The organism is Rhodococcus sp. IEGM 27 (assembly GCF_033142305.1).
In the GTDB taxonomy this organism is placed as follows: Bacteria; Actinomycetota; Actinomycetes; order Mycobacteriales; family Mycobacteriaceae; genus Rhodococcus_F; species Rhodococcus_F oxybenzonivorans.
On sequence record NZ_JAWLSG010000001.1, the window covers coordinates 968207 to 983206 of the forward strand.

14 protein-coding genes are annotated in these 15000 nt (G+C 64.6%); 10 read left to right on the plus strand and 4 right to left on the minus strand.

The window, feature by feature from the left end:
• The first annotated feature begins 53 nt into the window (after positions 1 to 53).
• The 10 genes from R4P95_RS04570 to R4P95_RS04615 all read left to right on the plus strand — a co-directional run bounded on the left by R4P95_RS04570 (position 54) and on the right by R4P95_RS04615 (position 9696).
• The gene (locus R4P95_RS04570; protein WP_317743717.1) at positions 54 to 914 is read left to right on the plus strand and encodes a mycofactocin-coupled SDR family oxidoreductase; all 861 of its coding nucleotides are present in this window, start codon (positions 54 to 56) and stop codon (positions 912 to 914) included.
• Between the two features lie 79 nt (positions 915 to 993).
• Entirely contained in the window at positions 994 to 1185 is a 192-nt protein-coding gene (locus R4P95_RS04575; RefSeq protein WP_109334874.1) for a ferredoxin, read from the plus strand.
• A gap of 57 nt (positions 1186 to 1242) precedes the next feature.
• Positions 1243 to 2610, plus strand: a complete 1368-nt coding sequence (locus R4P95_RS04580) for a cytochrome P450 (RefSeq protein ID WP_213573587.1) — start codon at positions 1243 to 1245, stop codon at positions 2608 to 2610.
• On the plus strand, positions 2591 to 4306 hold the full coding sequence (locus R4P95_RS04585; RefSeq protein WP_397517660.1) for a thiolase C-terminal domain-containing protein: 1716 nt from the start codon (positions 2591 to 2593) through the stop codon (positions 4304 to 4306). Before R4P95_RS04580 ends, R4P95_RS04585 begins: the two co-directional genes overlap by 20 nt.
• Positions 4303 to 5226 carry an alpha/beta hydrolase gene (locus R4P95_RS04590; RefSeq protein WP_213573590.1) on the plus strand — a complete coding sequence of 308 codons (924 nt, stop codon included), beginning with the start codon at positions 4303 to 4305 and terminating at the stop codon, positions 5224 to 5226. Before R4P95_RS04585 ends, R4P95_RS04590 begins: the two co-directional genes overlap by 4 nt.
• Positions 5226 to 5735 carry a DoxX family protein gene (locus R4P95_RS04595; RefSeq protein WP_213573592.1) on the plus strand — a complete coding sequence of 170 codons (510 nt, stop codon included), beginning with the start codon at positions 5226 to 5228 and terminating at the stop codon, positions 5733 to 5735. The genes R4P95_RS04590 and R4P95_RS04595 overlap by 1 nt, the downstream gene beginning before the upstream one ends.
• Positions 5736 to 5763: 28 nt before the next feature.
• Positions 5764 to 6582 (plus strand): NAD(P)-dependent oxidoreductase, encoded by an 819-nt coding sequence (locus R4P95_RS04600; RefSeq protein WP_213573594.1) that lies wholly within the window; start codon positions 5764 to 5766, stop codon positions 6580 to 6582.
• On the plus strand, positions 6579 to 7391 hold the full coding sequence (locus R4P95_RS04605) for an NAD(P)-dependent oxidoreductase (RefSeq protein WP_317743719.1): 813 nt from the start codon (positions 6579 to 6581) through the stop codon (positions 7389 to 7391). The genes R4P95_RS04600 and R4P95_RS04605 overlap by 4 nt, the downstream gene beginning before the upstream one ends.
• A 126-nt stretch (positions 7392 to 7517) precedes the next feature.
• Positions 7518 to 8279, plus strand: coding sequence for an SDR family NAD(P)-dependent oxidoreductase (locus R4P95_RS04610; RefSeq protein ID WP_317743720.1), 762 nt, complete (start codon positions 7518 to 7520; stop codon positions 8277 to 8279).
• Between the two features lie 151 nt (positions 8280 to 8430).
• Positions 8431 to 9696 carry an amidohydrolase family protein gene (locus tag R4P95_RS04615; RefSeq protein ID WP_317743721.1) on the plus strand — a complete coding sequence of 422 codons (1266 nt, stop codon included), beginning with the start codon at positions 8431 to 8433 and terminating at the stop codon, positions 9694 to 9696.
• 79 nt (positions 9697 to 9775) lie between these two features.
• Here R4P95_RS04615 and R4P95_RS04620 read toward each other — a convergent pair whose 3' ends face one another.
• From R4P95_RS04620 to R4P95_RS04635, 4 genes are read right to left on the minus strand one after another with little or no spacing between them, the layout of a single operon-like run.
• On the minus strand, positions 9776 to 11200 hold the full coding sequence (locus R4P95_RS04620) for an aldehyde dehydrogenase family protein (RefSeq protein ID WP_213573602.1): 1425 nt from the start codon (positions 11198 to 11200) through the stop codon (positions 9776 to 9778).
• Positions 11201 to 11219: 19 nt separating this feature from the next.
• Positions 11220 to 12191: an aldo/keto reductase gene (locus R4P95_RS04625; protein WP_213573604.1), complete on the minus strand. Its 972-nt coding sequence runs from the start codon at positions 12189 to 12191 to the stop codon at positions 11220 to 11222.
• A 19-nt stretch (positions 12192 to 12210) separates the two neighbouring features.
• Positions 12211 to 13623 carry an acyl-CoA reductase gene (locus tag R4P95_RS04630; protein WP_213573606.1) on the minus strand — a complete coding sequence of 471 codons (1413 nt, stop codon included), beginning with the start codon at positions 13621 to 13623 and terminating at the stop codon, positions 12211 to 12213.
• Positions 13624 to 13633: 10 nt separating this feature from the next.
• Positions 13634 to 14932 (minus strand): hypothetical protein, encoded by a 1299-nt coding sequence (locus tag R4P95_RS04635; RefSeq protein ID WP_213573608.1) that lies wholly within the window; start codon positions 14930 to 14932, stop codon positions 13634 to 13636.
• Between the last annotated feature and the right edge of the window lie 68 nt (positions 14933 to 15000).

Genomic DNA, 15000 nt, shown 5'->3' on the forward strand with positions numbered 1-15000 from the left:
CTCGCCCCTTCCGTCGCGAGCCGATCTGCCGCCTATCAATGAAAGGATTTTCAGTGGGACGTGTTGAGGGCAAGGTCGCGTTCGTCACCGGCGCGGCGCGGGGCCAGGGTCGCAGCCATGCGGTGCGACTGGCCGAAGAGGGAGCCGACATCATCGCTGTCGACCTGTGTAGCGACATCGCGGCGATCGGTTATCCGATGGCGACCCCGGAGGATCTCGAGGAGACTGTCCGCCTGGTCGAGAAGCACGGCCGGCGCATCGTCGCCGTCCAGACCGACGTTCGGCAGGTCGACCAGTTGAGGGCCGCGGTGGAGCGTGGCATCGCCGAACTCGGCTCTCTCGACATAGTGGTCGCGCAAGCCGGTGTCGCGGGCATGAAGGGTGAACCACAGATCGACGCCTGGTGTGCTGTGGTCGACACCAACCTGATCGGGACCATGAATGCCGTCCAGGTCGCGTTACCCCACCTCGGAGACGGTGCCTCGATCATCGCAACCGGATCGACCGCCGCACTCATGGACGTGAGCAAGGTGGACGTTCCCGGCAAGGACCTCGGCGGAATCGCATACGTCTTCTCCAAACGTGCACTTTCCCAATACATCCACGAACTCGCGACACATCTCGCCCCGCGCGGCATTCGTGCCAACGTCGTGCACCCAACGAACTGCAATACCGACATGCTGCAGAGCGAGCCGATGTATCGATCGTTCCGGCCAGATCTGGAACACCCGACGCGGGCGGACGCCGAGCCCGCTTTCGGGGTTCAACAGGCCATGCCGATCCCCTACGTCGAGCCCGAGGACATCAGCAACACCGTCCTGTTCCTCGCCTCCGACGAAGCCCGATACGTCACCGGCATGCAGATGCGTGTCGACGGCGGCGGCTACCTCAAGTGGTACGACTACCACACCTGACCTGCGGCCGGAGCGCGGCTCGACGGAATCGAAACAGTATGTGCTCGAATTTGATTCACCTGCAATCAGGAGGAATAACGTGAAGGTGAAGGTCGACCCAGAACGCTGCCAAGGGCACACGCTGTGCGCAATGGCAGCTCCAGACGTATTCGAACTGAGCGACATCGACGGCCACGCGTCGGCCGTCAGCGAATCGGTGTCCGCCGAACACGAAGAGAAGGTGCGCGAAGCCGCCCACTCCTGCCCAGAGCAGGCTATCTCCCTTTTCTGACACGGCTGCCGATCGGAACTCGCCGATTCACTCCGAACCGCAAGAGAGGACGACGCGATGAGCGTTGATGACGTCGTAGACGACGACAGTCGGAAGAAGAACACCTACGACTTCGACCGGCACGCACCGGAGTACCGTGACAATTTCCTACCGATAACGGAGGAAATGCACGCGAAGTGTCCGATGGCCTGGTCCGATACCCATGGCGGCCACTGGGTCGCCGCGGGCGGTCGCGAGGTGTTCACCTTCGCCCGGTCCGCCGACGTGTCGAACGATCACGACCTGAAAGGCATCCGTCGTGGATACAAGGGCATAGCTATCCCCACAATGGAACGCGCGAGCGGCGTCCGAGGCGGCATCCTCGAAATGGACGAACCCGAGCATCGCGAATTTCGTTCGCTTCTCAACCCGTACCTGTCGCCCGCTGCAGTCAACAGGTGGATCCCGTTCATCGACGAGGTGGTGCGCGCGTCCATCGACGAGAAAATCGAAACGGGCAGGATCGACTTCGTAGACGAGCTCGCGAACATCGTCCCCGCCGTCCTCACACTGGCGATGCTCGGAATCCCCATCAAGAAATGGACGATCTACAACGAGCCGGTCCACGCCGCGGTCTACACACCACCGGACTCCCCCGACATCCCGCGGATCGGAGAACTGCATCGCGCCATGGGATTGGACCTTCTCACCAATCTCATGGAGATCCGCGAGAATCCCCGTCCAGGACTGGTGGACGCGCTCGCACGCGCCACAGTCGACGGCGAGACACCGGACGATATGGAACTGCTCGGCATTCTCAGCCTCCTCATCGGCGGCGGGTTCGACACGACGACGGCACTTACGGCGCACTCGCTCGAGTGGCTGTCTCAGCATCCCGGGGAGCGCGACACTCTCAGCCGCGAACGCGACACCCTGCTGAACTCCGCGACCGAGGAATTCCTGCGCTACTTCGCCCCTGCACCGGGCGACGGGCGCACGATCTCTGCCGACTGCGAGTACGACGGAATCCAGTTGAAGGAGGGCGACCGCCTCTGGCTGTCCTGGGCGATGGCCAACCGCGACTCGTCGCTGTTTCCGGAGCCGAACCAGATCGATCTCGAGCGCAAGGGAAACCGCCACTTCAGTTTTGGTCTGGGAATTCACCGTTGCATCGGATCCAACGTCGCACGAACCGTGTTCAAGCGGATGCTCGTCGCCGTGCTCGACCGGATGCCCGACTACCGCTGTGACCCGGAGGGCACCGTGCACTACGACTCCATCGGTGTCATTCAGGGCATGCGTCATCTTCCGGCGACGTTCACTCCCGGCCCCCGCTTGGGCGCCGGCCTGGATGACACGCTCGACAAGCTCCAACTGATCTGCGACGAGCAGGGACTCGCCGAACCGATCACGGCACGAGGTAAGGATGCGCAAGCACGTGGCTGATTCCACGGTGGTCGATTCGGTGGTAGAGGGGAAGGCGGCCGAAGAGTCCGGCCGTCCCCTTCCCCAGATCACGCCGCAGAACCGCTTCTTCTGGACGTCCGGCGCGGATGGCCGCCTGCGGCTGCAGGAGTGTGAGTCGTGCTCGGCTCTCATCCATCCGCCACAACCGATCTGCCGGTACTGCCGAAGCCATCAGTTGGGTGTCCGGGTGGTGTCCGGTTCCGCGACTCTCATCGGATTCACTGTCAATCACCGCTTCAGCCTGCCCGGGTTGCCGGCGCCCTACGTGGTGGCCCAGGTCGCGATCGACGAGGATCAGCGGGTTCGTCTGACGACCAACGTGGTCGAGTGCGACCCTGCACTGCTCGAACTCGGTATGCGGATGGAGGTCGTCTTCACGCAGGACGGCGATGTGTGGCTCCCGCTGTTCCGGCCTGCGGCCGAACAGCCTGCGCCTCTTCCCCTGCCTACGGACGAAGTCGATCCGAGCCAGATCAGGATGTCCGTGCGCCCCATGGTGACGCGCGAAAAGTTCGAGGACAAGGTAGCTCTCACCGGCATCGGGATGTCGGAAATCGGTCGACGGCTGATGGTGTCGCCGATGGCGCTGACACTGCAGGCCTGCGAGCGTGCGGTGGCCGATGCCGGCCTCACGATGGACGATATCGACGGCCTCGCAAGTTATCCCGGCGCCGGCCGAGTCGGCGGTTTCGGCGAGGGCGGTGTGTCCGGAGTCGAGGCAGCCCTCGGACTCCGGCCGACATGGCACAACGGGGGCATCGAAACCTTCGGTCCAGGCGGATCCGTGATCGCCGCGATGCTCGCGGTCGCCAGTGGCCTGGCACGTCATGTGCTGTGTTACCGGACCCTCTGGGAAGCGACCTACAGCGAGCAGATGCGTCGCGGCGAGATCCCCCCACCGGCCACCGGCCGCACTCCCAGCTGGATGGTGCCGTTCGGGGCCACCTCGGCAGCACATACGCTGGCCCAGAACGCACAGCGGCACTTCCACCGATATGGAACCACCCGGGAAACACTCGGTTGGATCGCACTGAACCAGCGAGCCAACGCCGCGCTCAATCCCACTGCTGTGTACCGCGATCCGATGACGATGGACGACTACCTGTCTGCCCGGACGATCACCACACCGTTCGGTCTCTACGACTGCGACGTTCCCTGCGACGGCTCGGTTGCCGTCATCGTCTCGGCGGTGGACGCCGCCCACGATCTCGCGAAGCCGCCCGTGCTCGTCGAGGCCGTCGGCACCCAGATCGTCGAGCGGATCGAATGGGATCAGAGCACGCTGACGCACGAACCTCAGGTTCTCGGCCCCGCCGCCCACCTGTGGTCGCGGACTTCGATGAGCCCCAGTGATGTCGACGTGGCCGAGCTCTACGACGGGTTCACGTTCAACTGCCTGTCCTGGGTAGAGGCCCTGGGCTTCTGCGGCATCGGTGAAGCGAAAGATTTCCTCGACGGCGGCACGAACATTGCCCGGGACGGCGTGCTCCCCCTCAACACGCACGGCGGTCAGCTCTCACACGGCCGTACCCACGGCATGGGACTGATCCACGAAGCCGTCACCCAATTGCGCGGCGATGCCGGGGCACGCCAGGTTCCCGGCGCCCGCGTCGCCGTCACCGCCACCGGAGGCCTCTCCCCCGGCGGCGCCCTGCTCCTCAGGACGGATGCATGACCACCACGGATCGCGATCTCTCGCTGCCCGCCGACTTCGACGGACCTGAAACCACCACGCCGTGCGCGCGCGTGGCCGACATCGACGGAGTCCCGATGTCGGCGTTGTTGTCCGAGGCCCCGAATCCGCGCGCGGTGATCGTCGCGCTGCACGGCGGAGCAACGAACTCGGCCTACTACGACTGCCCGGGCCACCCCGAACTGTCGCTGTTGCGGTTCGGGTCTGCGCTCGGGTACACCGTGCTCGCGCTCGACCGGCCGGGCTACGGCACTTCTGCACCGTTCGCGGTCGAGATCGCCCCCCACCAACGACGCGTCGACCTCACCTATGCGGCCATCGACCACCACCTCGGGTCGCGCCCGCGCGGCGCCGGCGTCTTCGTGTGGGCGCATTCGGCCGGTTCGGAGCTCGCAGTCCGCATGGCCGCCGACGAACGAGGCACCGACTTACTGGGTATCGAGCTTGCCGGCACCGGTCGCGAACACCAGCCGGTGGCGGCGGAAATCCTGGGCACGCCGCACCAGCCGGCACCACCGGAGGCCGTGCGCGAGTTGCTGTGGCAACCGAGCCACCTGTACCCCACCGAACTGATCGGCGGCGCACCTATCGCCTCATCGACTCCCCGTTACGAGTCAGGTGTCCTGGCGACCTGGGCGCGAATCGACTTTCCGGCGCTCGCGGCGCGGATACGAGTTCCCGTCCACTTCACCGCCGCCGAGTTCGAGAAGGTGTGGCGAATCGACTCCGCTGCACTGCAAGACATCGCGGCCATGTTCACTGCTGCGCCCCGCGTCACTGTCAACGAACAGGCCGGCAGCGGGCACAACCTCAGTCTCGGCCATGGAGCCCCGGACTACTACGCGAAGGTGTTGTCCTTCGTCGAGGACTGCACACACAGCACAACGGGAAAGGACGACTGATGCACGCCGTCGATGTTGCACTGCTACTTGTCAGACTGGTTGTCGGAGTGACCATGATCGCGCACGGACTGAACCATTGGCGCGGCGGTGGCCGTATCGAAGGGACTGCCCGCTGGTTCAGCGGACTGGGTCTGCGGCAGGGCAAGCTGCAGGCGTGGCTGAGTGTTGTCACCGAAATCGGTGCGGGCTTACTTCTCGTCATTGGCCTACTCACACCACTCGCCTGCGCGGCGGTCATCTCGGTGATGCTCGTGGCGGGAATCCTCGCCCACCGGCCCAACGGGTTCTTCGTCTTCAAGGAAGGCTATGAATACGTCCTGGTGCTGTCGGTGACCGCTCTGGCGTTGGCAATGCTCGGGCCGGGAGAGTTCTCGATCGACGCCATCGCAGGCATCGACATCGCCGGCTGGGCCGGTGGGGGCACCGCACTGGGTCTGGGCGTCGCATCGACGGCGGGGCTGCTTGCAGTGTTCTGGCGACCGCAGCCGCGAGAGGTCGTGGCCGCATGATTCCTAATCTCGAATCGGAGGAACACTGATGCGCGTCGGATTCATCGGACTCGGTAGCCAGGGCGCGCCCATGGCACGCCGCATCATTCATGCGGGCTACGACGTCACCCTGTGGGCGCGCCGTCCCGATGCTTTCGTGCCCTTCGCCGACACCGCCGCGACGTTTGCCGACTCCCCTGCCGACCTCGGGGCAGCAAGCGATCTCGTGTGCATCTGCGTGGTCAGCGACGACGACGTCCAGGAGGTGGTCGCCGGTGAGGACGGTGTACTCGAGGGAATGAAGGACGGCGGCGTGATCGCCATCCACAGCACGGTGCACCCGGACACGTGTCACAACCTGGCTGCCAAGGCGCGGGAGCGCGGGGTCTCCGTAGTCGATGCTCCGGTGAGCGGCGGCGGATCGGCGGCCACCGAAGGGCGTCTGCTGGTGATGGTGGGAGGAGCGGTCGACGACTATGACCGCTGCCGGCCGGTGTTCTCGATGTATGCGAACCCTGTCGTCCACCTAGGTCCGCTGGGCGCCGGACAGGTCACGAAACTGCTCAACAATCTGCTCTTCACCGCCAACCTCGCCACGGCGGCCAGCACCCTGAGCCTCGGGCAGTCACTGGGTGTCGACCCCGCCAGACTCGGTGAAGTCATCACACACGGGACAGCCGACAGCTTTGCACTCAGCCGAATCGTCTCTGCCGGCGGCACTCTCGATCGCATCGCGGCGCACGCAGGCGAGCTGCTCCAGAAGGATGTCGGGCTGGTGGCCGGTCTCGCGGCCGCGGCGGAGGTCCCGACGGGAATCGCGATGGCCGCCGCAGACACCACGCTCACCCTGATGGACCACCCGAGATGAGTCGCGTCGGATTCATCGGCGCCGGGCGCATGGGACTCCCCATGGTGCGCAAGCTCGCCGAAGCCGGTCACGAAGTGCGCGCGCTGGGCCGCTCGCCCGAAAGCCGGGCCGCTATCTACGCGTCGGGGGCGGAGGCATTCTCCGATCTTTCCGAGATCGGCCAGGGAGCCGATCTCGTGACGGTATGCGTATTCAGCGACGACCAGGTTCGGCACGTGTGCCTCGACAGCCCGTTGCTGGCGGCCATGCCGAGCGGCGCCGTCCTGGCGGTCCACACCACGGTGAGTCCCCGCACGGTCGAGACCGTCGCGGAACGTGCAGCGGCACACGGCATCGACGTGATCGACGCCGCGGTCAGCGGCGGGCCACCCGATATCGCAGCCGGGTGCTTGACCCTTTTCCTCGGCGGACCCGAGGGCGCTGTGGCACGAACTCGCCCGATACTGCAAAGCTACGGCGATCCCATTCTCCATGTCGGCCCCAGCGGCAACGGTCAACGCGTGAAGCTGGTGAACAATGCACTGTTCGCGGCACAGATCGGACTCCTCGCCGAAGCCGCCGACCTCGGCAGGCAGCTCGGACTAGACGAGTCCGTGCTGTTGGAGGCCCTTCCCCACGGAAGCTCCGCCAGTCGGGTCATGGGCAGGGTCGCGGCGAGAGGCTCGGTGGGGTCCTTCCGAAGCGCGGTCGGTGAGTTCCTCGACAAGGATGTGGCCGTAGTCCGTTCAACCGTCGCCGAACTCGGCGGTGACCTCGGAATCCTCGAAAAAGTCATCAGCGCTGGCCATCCGGTGCGGTACCCCCGATGAGCACTTCCGTACTGCCGGCGCGGCAGGAGGCGTTGTCGATGAACGACGCCGAGCACCCCATTTCGCACACCCGATCGCCGCGGATCTCCCCATGGACCGCGGAATGACGTCACCAAGGAGGTCCTCGTGGAGGGTCTGACAAACAAGGTAATCCTCGTCGCCGGTGCGGCCACCGGCCTGGGCGCCGCCTCTGCGCACCGGTTGGCACAGTGCGGCGCACGGGTCGTGGTCGGTGACCTGAATTTTCCCGGTGCCGAGAAGACCGCTGCAGCCATCAGCGAGGCCGGTGGTCAGGCGGTCGCCGCACAGTTCGACATCTCCGACGACGAGTCCGTCAAGGAATTGCTCGCGTTCTCCGTGCGGACCTACGGACACCTGGACGCAGTCCACATCAACGCCGGGGACATGGCGGCGGTGTCCAAGGACACGAATATCGTCGATATCGACCTCGAGATATGGGACCGCACCATCGCCGTCAATCTCCGCGGCCACATGCTCGTCACCCGCCACAGCATTCCGGAGCTTCTCGCCCGAGGCGGTGGGACCATCGTGTACACCTCGTCCATCGCGTCCTTCACGGGTGATCCCGAACGCCCGGCCTACTCCGCGACCAAGGCGGGTATCAATGCCATGGCGCGGCACGTTGCCTCTCGCTGGGGCCGGGAGGGCATCCGCGCCAATGCCATTACTCCCGGATTGATCCTCACTCCTGAGATCGAGCAGGGGGCCTCGCCGGAGTTGCTGCAATCTTTGATCGCCCGATCCCGCAGCCCGCGCGCGGGCAGGCCGAGCGACATCTCGGGAATGGTCGCCTATCTGATGTCCGACGACGGGGCGTGGATCAACGGTCAGGTCGTCAACGTCGATGGCGGCACTGTCCTGCGCTGAACGGTGTCGCTCGGTTCCCGCCCACGACCGGCCCCACCGCAAACTGCCGATTCAACCGCGGGATCTAGATTCTCACAAATGAAAGTACTATTCTCATTAGTGACTGGCGCCACTGCCGGATATTTCTGCGCAGTGCAGGAGAGGACTTCCAATGAACATTGACGACTTGGTGATGGTCAGCATCGACGACCACGTAGTCGAACCAGCCGACATCTTCGAAAAGCACTTCCCGAAGAGTCTCATGGACCAAGCTCCCAAGCTGACAGCCCACCCGCGGAACCCCAACGTGCAGGCCTGGATGTTCCAGGACGTCGTGGTCGGCAGCTCGGGGCTGAACGCCGTGGTCTCCTGGCCCAAGAACGAGTGGGGAATGGATCCGACGGGCTACGCCGAGATGCGCCCCGGTGTTTACGACATGAGCATGCGGGTACGGGACATGGATGCCAACGGCACCCTTGCCGCAACACTTTTCGCCACCTTCCCGGGATTCGCCGGCACCCATCTGGCCAGCCTGCCGGACAAGAAGCTGTCTCTCGCTGCCTGCCAGGCGTTCAACGACTGGGTCGTCGGCGAGGTCCCCAGCACCTACCCGGGCCGCTTCATCCCGCTCGGCATCATCCCGTTCTTCGACATGGACGCGTCGGTCAAGGAGATCCACCGGCTCGCCGCGATGGGCTGTCGATCCATCAGCATTCCCGAAACGCCCTACGGTGTCGGGTTTCCCGACTTCAAATCGGGTCACTGGGACCCGGTTTTCAAAGCGTGCGTGGAGCACAACATCGTCCTCAGCCTGCACATCGGCGGCGGCTTCGGCCTCGTCAAGCGGCCAGAGGGTTTCAACATCGACGACATGATGGTCTTGACGCCCCTCATCTCGACCATCGCGGCCAACGACATGATGCTCAGCGGGGCTTTCCAGAAGTTCCCCGACCTCAAGGTCGCCATGAGCGAGGGTGGTGTGGGCTGGGTGGCGCCGTGGCTCGACCGGCTGGAGCGGCATATCGAGAACCAGTCGTGGACGGGCATGAGCTTCCTTCCCAAAGGAATGGGCCCTACGGACGTGTGGCGAAAGAACTTCCTGGCGTGTTACATCACCGAGCCGAGCGGTCTGAACAACCGTGAGCGGCTGGGCATCGACACCATCGCGTGGGAGTGCGACTTCCCGCACTCCGATTCCACCTGGCCGAATTCGCCGGAGATGCTGATGGAGGAGCTCGCCGCCTCCCGCTGCACCGACGAGGAGATCGATAAAATCACCTGGAAGAATGTTGCCAGGTTCTTCGATTGGGATCCGTTCGAGCACACTCCTCGCGAGCAGGCCACCGTGGGAGCCCTGCGTGCCCGCGCCACGGACGTCGACGTGAGTGAGACGTCCAAGGAGGAGTACCGCCGACGCTACGAACTCGCGAACTCTTAGGCCAGGAACCTTTTACACGCATGATGCCCGCCGACCGGAGTCGGCGGGCATCATGCGTAGAGGGTCGATCCGCTTCACGTCAGAGTTTGACGACAACCGTCTTGGTAGCGGTGAAGGCGTCGAGGGCCTCGTACCCTTTCTCACGCCCGTATCCGGACTTCTTGAAGCCGCCGAAGGGAAGTTCCACACCACCACCTGCGCCGTAGGTGTTGACGTACACCTGACCTGCCTCGATGTCCGCGGCCATCCGGTGCGCCCGAGAAAGGTCGGAGGTCCACACCGAGCCGAGCAGCGCATACTCGGTGCCGTTCGCCAGTGCGACCGCCTCCTCTTCGGCGGCGAAGGAATTGACCACGAGAACGGGCCCGAAAATCTCCTCCTGAGCGATCGGTGAGACCGGATCCACGTTGTCGATGAGGGTCGGCGCGAAGTATGCGCCGCCGGCGAGCGATTCGTCGTCAGGGACGGTGCCCCCGAACACGACTTCACCCTTGGTGAGATCGTCGACCATGGATTTGACCCGGCCCTGCTGCTTGGCGGACACCAGCGGACCGAGCTCTTTGTCGTCGACACCGGCTCCGATGGTGACGTGGGCGAAGCGTTCGGCGACCCGATCGACCATTTCGGTATGGACGGACTCGTGAACGAGCAGACGCGAACCTGCGGAGCAGGTTTGCCCGGCGTTCTGCAGGATTGCCTTCGCCACCGCCGTGGACGCTGCGTCCAGATCGGCGTCGGGAAAGACGATCTGCGCGGACTTACCCCCGAGCTCGAGTACCACGGGAACGACACGGTCGGCGGCCGCACGCGCGATCACCGCGCCGATCCGGGTGGACCCGACGAACCCGACGTGGTCTATCCCGGTATGCGTGGACAGTGCCGCACCGGTTTCGGCGCCGATCCCGGTGACGACGTTGAACACACCGGGCGGTAAGCCTGCCTCGATAGCCAGCTGCGCGAACGCCACCGCGGTGCGGGGTGTTTCGTCCGCCGGTTTGGCCACCGAGCAGTTGCCGGTTGCAATGGCGGGTGCCACCGCGCGCGCGAGGAGTTGCATCGGGTAGTTCCAGGCCACGATGTGGGCGGTGACCCCGAACGGCTCACGCCGGGTGTACACGTGCAGGTCGGCCGAGAGCGGAATCGACTGACCGTAGTAGGTGTCGATCGCGTGCCCGTAGAAGCTGAAGTAGCGTGCCGACACGTCGACGTCGTTGCGCGCCTGGCTGAGAGGTTTGCCCGAATCCTCGCTCTCCATCCGCGCAAGGTGTTCCTTGTCGCGCAGGATCAGGTGTGCGATACGGGTGAGGATGTTTGCACGATCCTCGGGCTTGGTGCGCCGCCACCACCTGTTCGCCGCACGGGCAGCGAACACCGCGGAATCGACCTGCTGCGCCGTGGCACGTGCGACGGTGCCCAGGGAACGGCCCGTGGACGGGTCGATGTTCTCGTACCACTCGGGGGAATCGACAGATACTCCATTGATGAACGACCGTGTAGTCGCCATGATCGTGGTTCCTTCCCACTCAGGTTGCGTTGTCGGCATCCGACGAGAACATCGCCCGACGCTCGTGCAGAAAGTCGTGCGGATAGCCGAGCCGCACACGTGTGGCCGCGTCGAGCCGCTCCATATGTGAGTCGTCCAGATGGACACTCAGTGCGCCGAGATTATCGTGGATCTGGTTCACGGTACGTGCGCCGATCGACGGCATCAGCCCCTGGCGCAGCACCCAGGCCAGCGCCACGCGCGCGGAGGTGGTTCCGAGTTCTTCCGCGATTTCGACGGCGGCGTTCACACCCCGTTGGTGAGACAGGGACAGCCGCTCCATACCACCGGGAAGCTTCCCGGCCAGTATCCCGCGTGCGAGCGGACTCCACGCGTAGACAGCCAGGCCGAGTGCCCGCGCCATGGGCAGGAGCTCTCGGTCCGGAGTCCGTGCGACGAGCGAGTATTCGACCTGCATGCCGCAAAACGCGGACCAGCCCCTCAACTCGGCAATAGCGGCCGATCGGGAGACGACCCAGGCGGGCGTGTTGGTCACGCCGATCGCGAGGACCTTGCCTGCTCGCACCAGGTCGTCGAGTGCACGCAATGTCTCTTCGACGGGAGTGCACTGGTCCCACGCATGTACCCACAACAAGTCGACATAGTCGGTGCCCAGCCGTCGCAGGCTCGTCTCGACGCTGCGACGCAGGCTCTTGCGGTGGCTGCCGCCCGAGTTCGGATCGTCCTTGTGGGTCGGCAGTGTGAATTTGGTACTCAGGACGACAGAATCGCGCTCGCCCGCTACCAGTCGCCCGACAATCGACTCGCTCGCGCCTTCGGTGTAGTTATTGGCCGTGTCGACCACGTTGCCGCCCGCGTCGCGGAAGGCACTGTAGATTTCCCGCGACGTCTTCTCATCCGCGCCGAACCCCCACTCCGTCCCGAATGTCATTGCACCCAGGCAGAGCTCGCTGACACGAAGGCCGGACGAGCCCAGCACACGCATCCCCATTCCCCTCCTGCGATCCGAGTCAGGCATCGTCGTCCACCACCCAGTTCACAAAACGATGGAGGGGATACATACCGTCGTGAGGGCTGCCCATGCTGCCGGTGAGTGCGCTACCCAGTTTCACGACACGCTGCACGCCCGCCGTGGCAAGATGATCGCGCACCTCGGCCTTCCGGTGTGTCGGGTAGATGCCGACCGTCTGCGTCGCCACCGTCGCGAAGGCGGCGGCGTCGCCCATCGACGCGACCGGCACGACGTTGACCGTCTTGTTCGTCGGGTGGAAGTCGACCGGCTCGGGCGAGCGCACAACCAGGCCGCTACCGTCGTAACCTCCCCAGACCCGATAGTCGGGTTCGAGGAAGCGCATTCCCTCCACCTCCTCACGAATGTCGCTGGGAGTCTTCGGCCCGGTTGCCTCCGCGAAGTCCCGGTCGACACCGAGTCGTGCGGTGAGCGCGGCACAGAACCGGTCGACCTGCCCGATGTCACCCTCGACCGCGATGTGCCGAGCTGCGACGCATGCGTCCTGGTTGAAGATCGTGGCGTCGGCTGCGGCGAGTTCGGCCACCTGCTGCAGGGTCTCCTCCGATGCGAACGCCTCTCTGCCGACGATGGACATCGACACCTTGGGATCGAACGAGATCAACTGGAACCCCGGCCCGGCGTACTTCGCGGCGTTCTCGATCGCGGAGCCGCCACCCCAGGCCACCAGCTTGTCGAAGTACTGAGAGCGGTACAGCACGTTCTCGACCTGCGCGTCGCCCCCGCGCCAGTAGACAGCCGACATCGATCGGAGAATCGGGTGATCGGGCTCGATGTCCGACATGGTTCGAAGTACGGCAACCGTGGTGAAGGGATCAGCAGAGGGCATCTTGAAGACGTTCACCGCCTTGACAAGCGCCGCGTCGGCGATCGAGGTCATGGCTGCGCTCGGTGAGTTCCCTGCGAGCATGTGGACGAGCCGAGGCGGGAAGGCCCGAATCCGGCTCACCCGTCCGTTCGGATCGGTGCGCTCGACCCATCCGTCGAGTAGATTCCGGTCACCGAACGTGCGGTCGAGCCGGTACTCGAGCGCCTCCCTGGTCAGGAACTGCCCGGGCCTGGCGAACGTATTCTCGATGATCCGCCGGGGCAGCGCGCTGACCTGCAGGGTCATCTCGAGGGACTCCTGCAGATATTCGTTCGTTTCGAGCGTGAGATGTTTCGCGGTCTCGACGAGAAAGTCGATGATCTCCGAGAGTGGAACGCCGAAGGCCGGGCCCTGCTGGGTGCGCGGAACGAACAGTTCGTCGAGCTTCAGGCGCGGCGTGGCGAACGGCACGCCGAAGTCGCGGGAGAGATATTCGGTGTCGTCACCCCAGATCAGCTTGCCGCGCACGAAGTGGGGTACACGGATCTTGGACGTACTCGGGGTGAGAGTGGTTGTCGTCGTCATGGTTTCGTCCTCAGTCCTCGATGAATCCGCGGACGTAAGCATCCGTGGTGCCGGCACAGGTGATCTTGTCGTCGTCGACCAGATCCGAGTACCGAGTGATGTCGGGGGCGATCGAGGGCCCCGATCGGCCGCAGGCGCACGCGTCTAGGTCGACGCTGATCTTGTCGCCGGTGATCGTCCCGCCCCAGCGCCCGTCGACGGTCGTGTCGAAGAATGCGGCACGACCCTCGACCTGTCCGTGCGATTCCGGTGCCGGCGCCTCGCCGTTCTTGTCGAGTACGAAGAGTACGAGTCCGGACGGCACGTGGTAGCGCTCGGCGGAACATCGGGGAAGACGCAGATTCAACTCCTGCATGGAGTAGTAGTGGAAGAACCTGCTCGGTGAGATATTCAGCATCCGGTAGATCTGCGCTTGATAGTCGGCAGGCAAGGAGTGGCCCTTCAATCCGCCGCCCACCGTCAGCGCATTCTCGCCGGTGATGTCTCCGTCTTTCGCTCCGAGCTCGCGCAGTATCTCCGTGAGCCGAAACAGGCTTGCGAACTGGGAGCTGAAGAAGATTCGCTCCGAACGATGTTCGAGTATCTGCTCTGCCCAGTAGTGCAGGCGCCGCTCGTTCTCCGCCTGCCGCTTCGCGGCCTCTGCCTCGTGCGCCGCGAGCTCGTCCGGTGTGGCGGTCCCGTCGGCCATCGCCTTGCGCACAGCGGACAGGCGCGCCATGTAGGCGTGGTGCCCGGCGGCGGGGGGCGCGGACGGAAAGGGTGGGATGCCGTCCGGTCGGCCGTAGGAGCCGAGGAGCAGGTCGCGCATGGCATTGTGTCCGCTGAGCCCGGTTTCCGGACCGACAGGAATGAAATGCCACGTGCGTTCCGGCGGTAGACCGAGATCGGTCAGGCCGTCGAGCATGTTCTGCAGCGACACTTCCCGGTCGCGCGGAGACTTGTTCAGAAAGGAACTCTTCCCGCTGGTGCCGCTCGAACTCGACACCAGATGTCCGGCAGCTTCCAACCTGTCGATCAGGCCGTCGACGTCCGCGACGCCGGACAGGTCGACGTCGGTGACCCGGTGGGTCGAGAGGGAATCGAGCCAGCGAGTGAGCTGCCGCCAATTGCCCTTCGCGATCAGCGATTCGGGGTAACTCTTGTAGGCCGTATGCGGGAAGAGCAGGGGAATCATGTCCTCGCGGGACGCGATTCTCTCGATTCCCTCCGCATCTGCCCGCTGCGCGAGAAAGGGCACCTGCCGGCGCCGCTCCTGAAAAAGCGCATCCAGCGTCTCGATGACATTCCGCTGTTTCGTCGTTCCTGACATTGTGCCTCCGGCGTCGTGAGCGAAAATAACTTTACCCTCGGTCAAGTTTTCTTAACTTTACCCACGGT

Coding starts and splice junctions, on each gene's coding strand:
- R4P95_RS04580 (WP_213573587.1), top strand. CDS start 1,243: ATGAGCGTTGATGACGTCGTAGACGACGACAGTCGGAAGAAGAACACC.
- R4P95_RS04585 (WP_397517660.1), top strand. CDS start 2,591: ATGCGCAAGCACGTGGCTGATTCCACGGTGGTCGATTCGGTGGTAGAG.
- R4P95_RS04590 (WP_213573590.1), top strand. CDS start 4,303: ATGACCACCACGGATCGCGATCTCTCGCTGCCCGCCGACTTCGACGGA.
- R4P95_RS04595 (WP_213573592.1), top strand. CDS start 5,226: ATGCACGCCGTCGATGTTGCACTGCTACTTGTCAGACTGGTTGTCGGA.
- R4P95_RS04600 (WP_213573594.1), top strand. CDS start 5,764: ATGCGCGTCGGATTCATCGGACTCGGTAGCCAGGGCGCGCCCATGGCA.
- R4P95_RS04605 (WP_317743719.1), top strand. CDS start 6,579: ATGAGTCGCGTCGGATTCATCGGCGCCGGGCGCATGGGACTCCCCATG.
- R4P95_RS04615 (WP_317743721.1), top strand. CDS start 8,431: ATGAACATTGACGACTTGGTGATGGTCAGCATCGACGACCACGTAGTC.
- R4P95_RS04620 (WP_213573602.1), bottom strand. CDS start 11,200: ATGGCGACTACACGGTCGTTCATCAATGGAGTATCTGTCGATTCCCCC.
- R4P95_RS04625 (WP_213573604.1), bottom strand. CDS start 12,191: ATGGGGATGCGTGTGCTGGGCTCGTCCGGCCTTCGTGTCAGCGAGCTC.
- R4P95_RS04630 (WP_213573606.1), bottom strand. CDS start 13,623: ATGACGACGACAACCACTCTCACCCCGAGTACGTCCAAGATCCGTGTA.
- R4P95_RS04635 (WP_213573608.1), bottom strand. CDS start 14,932: ATGTCAGGAACGACGAAACAGCGGAATGTCATCGAGACGCTGGATGCG.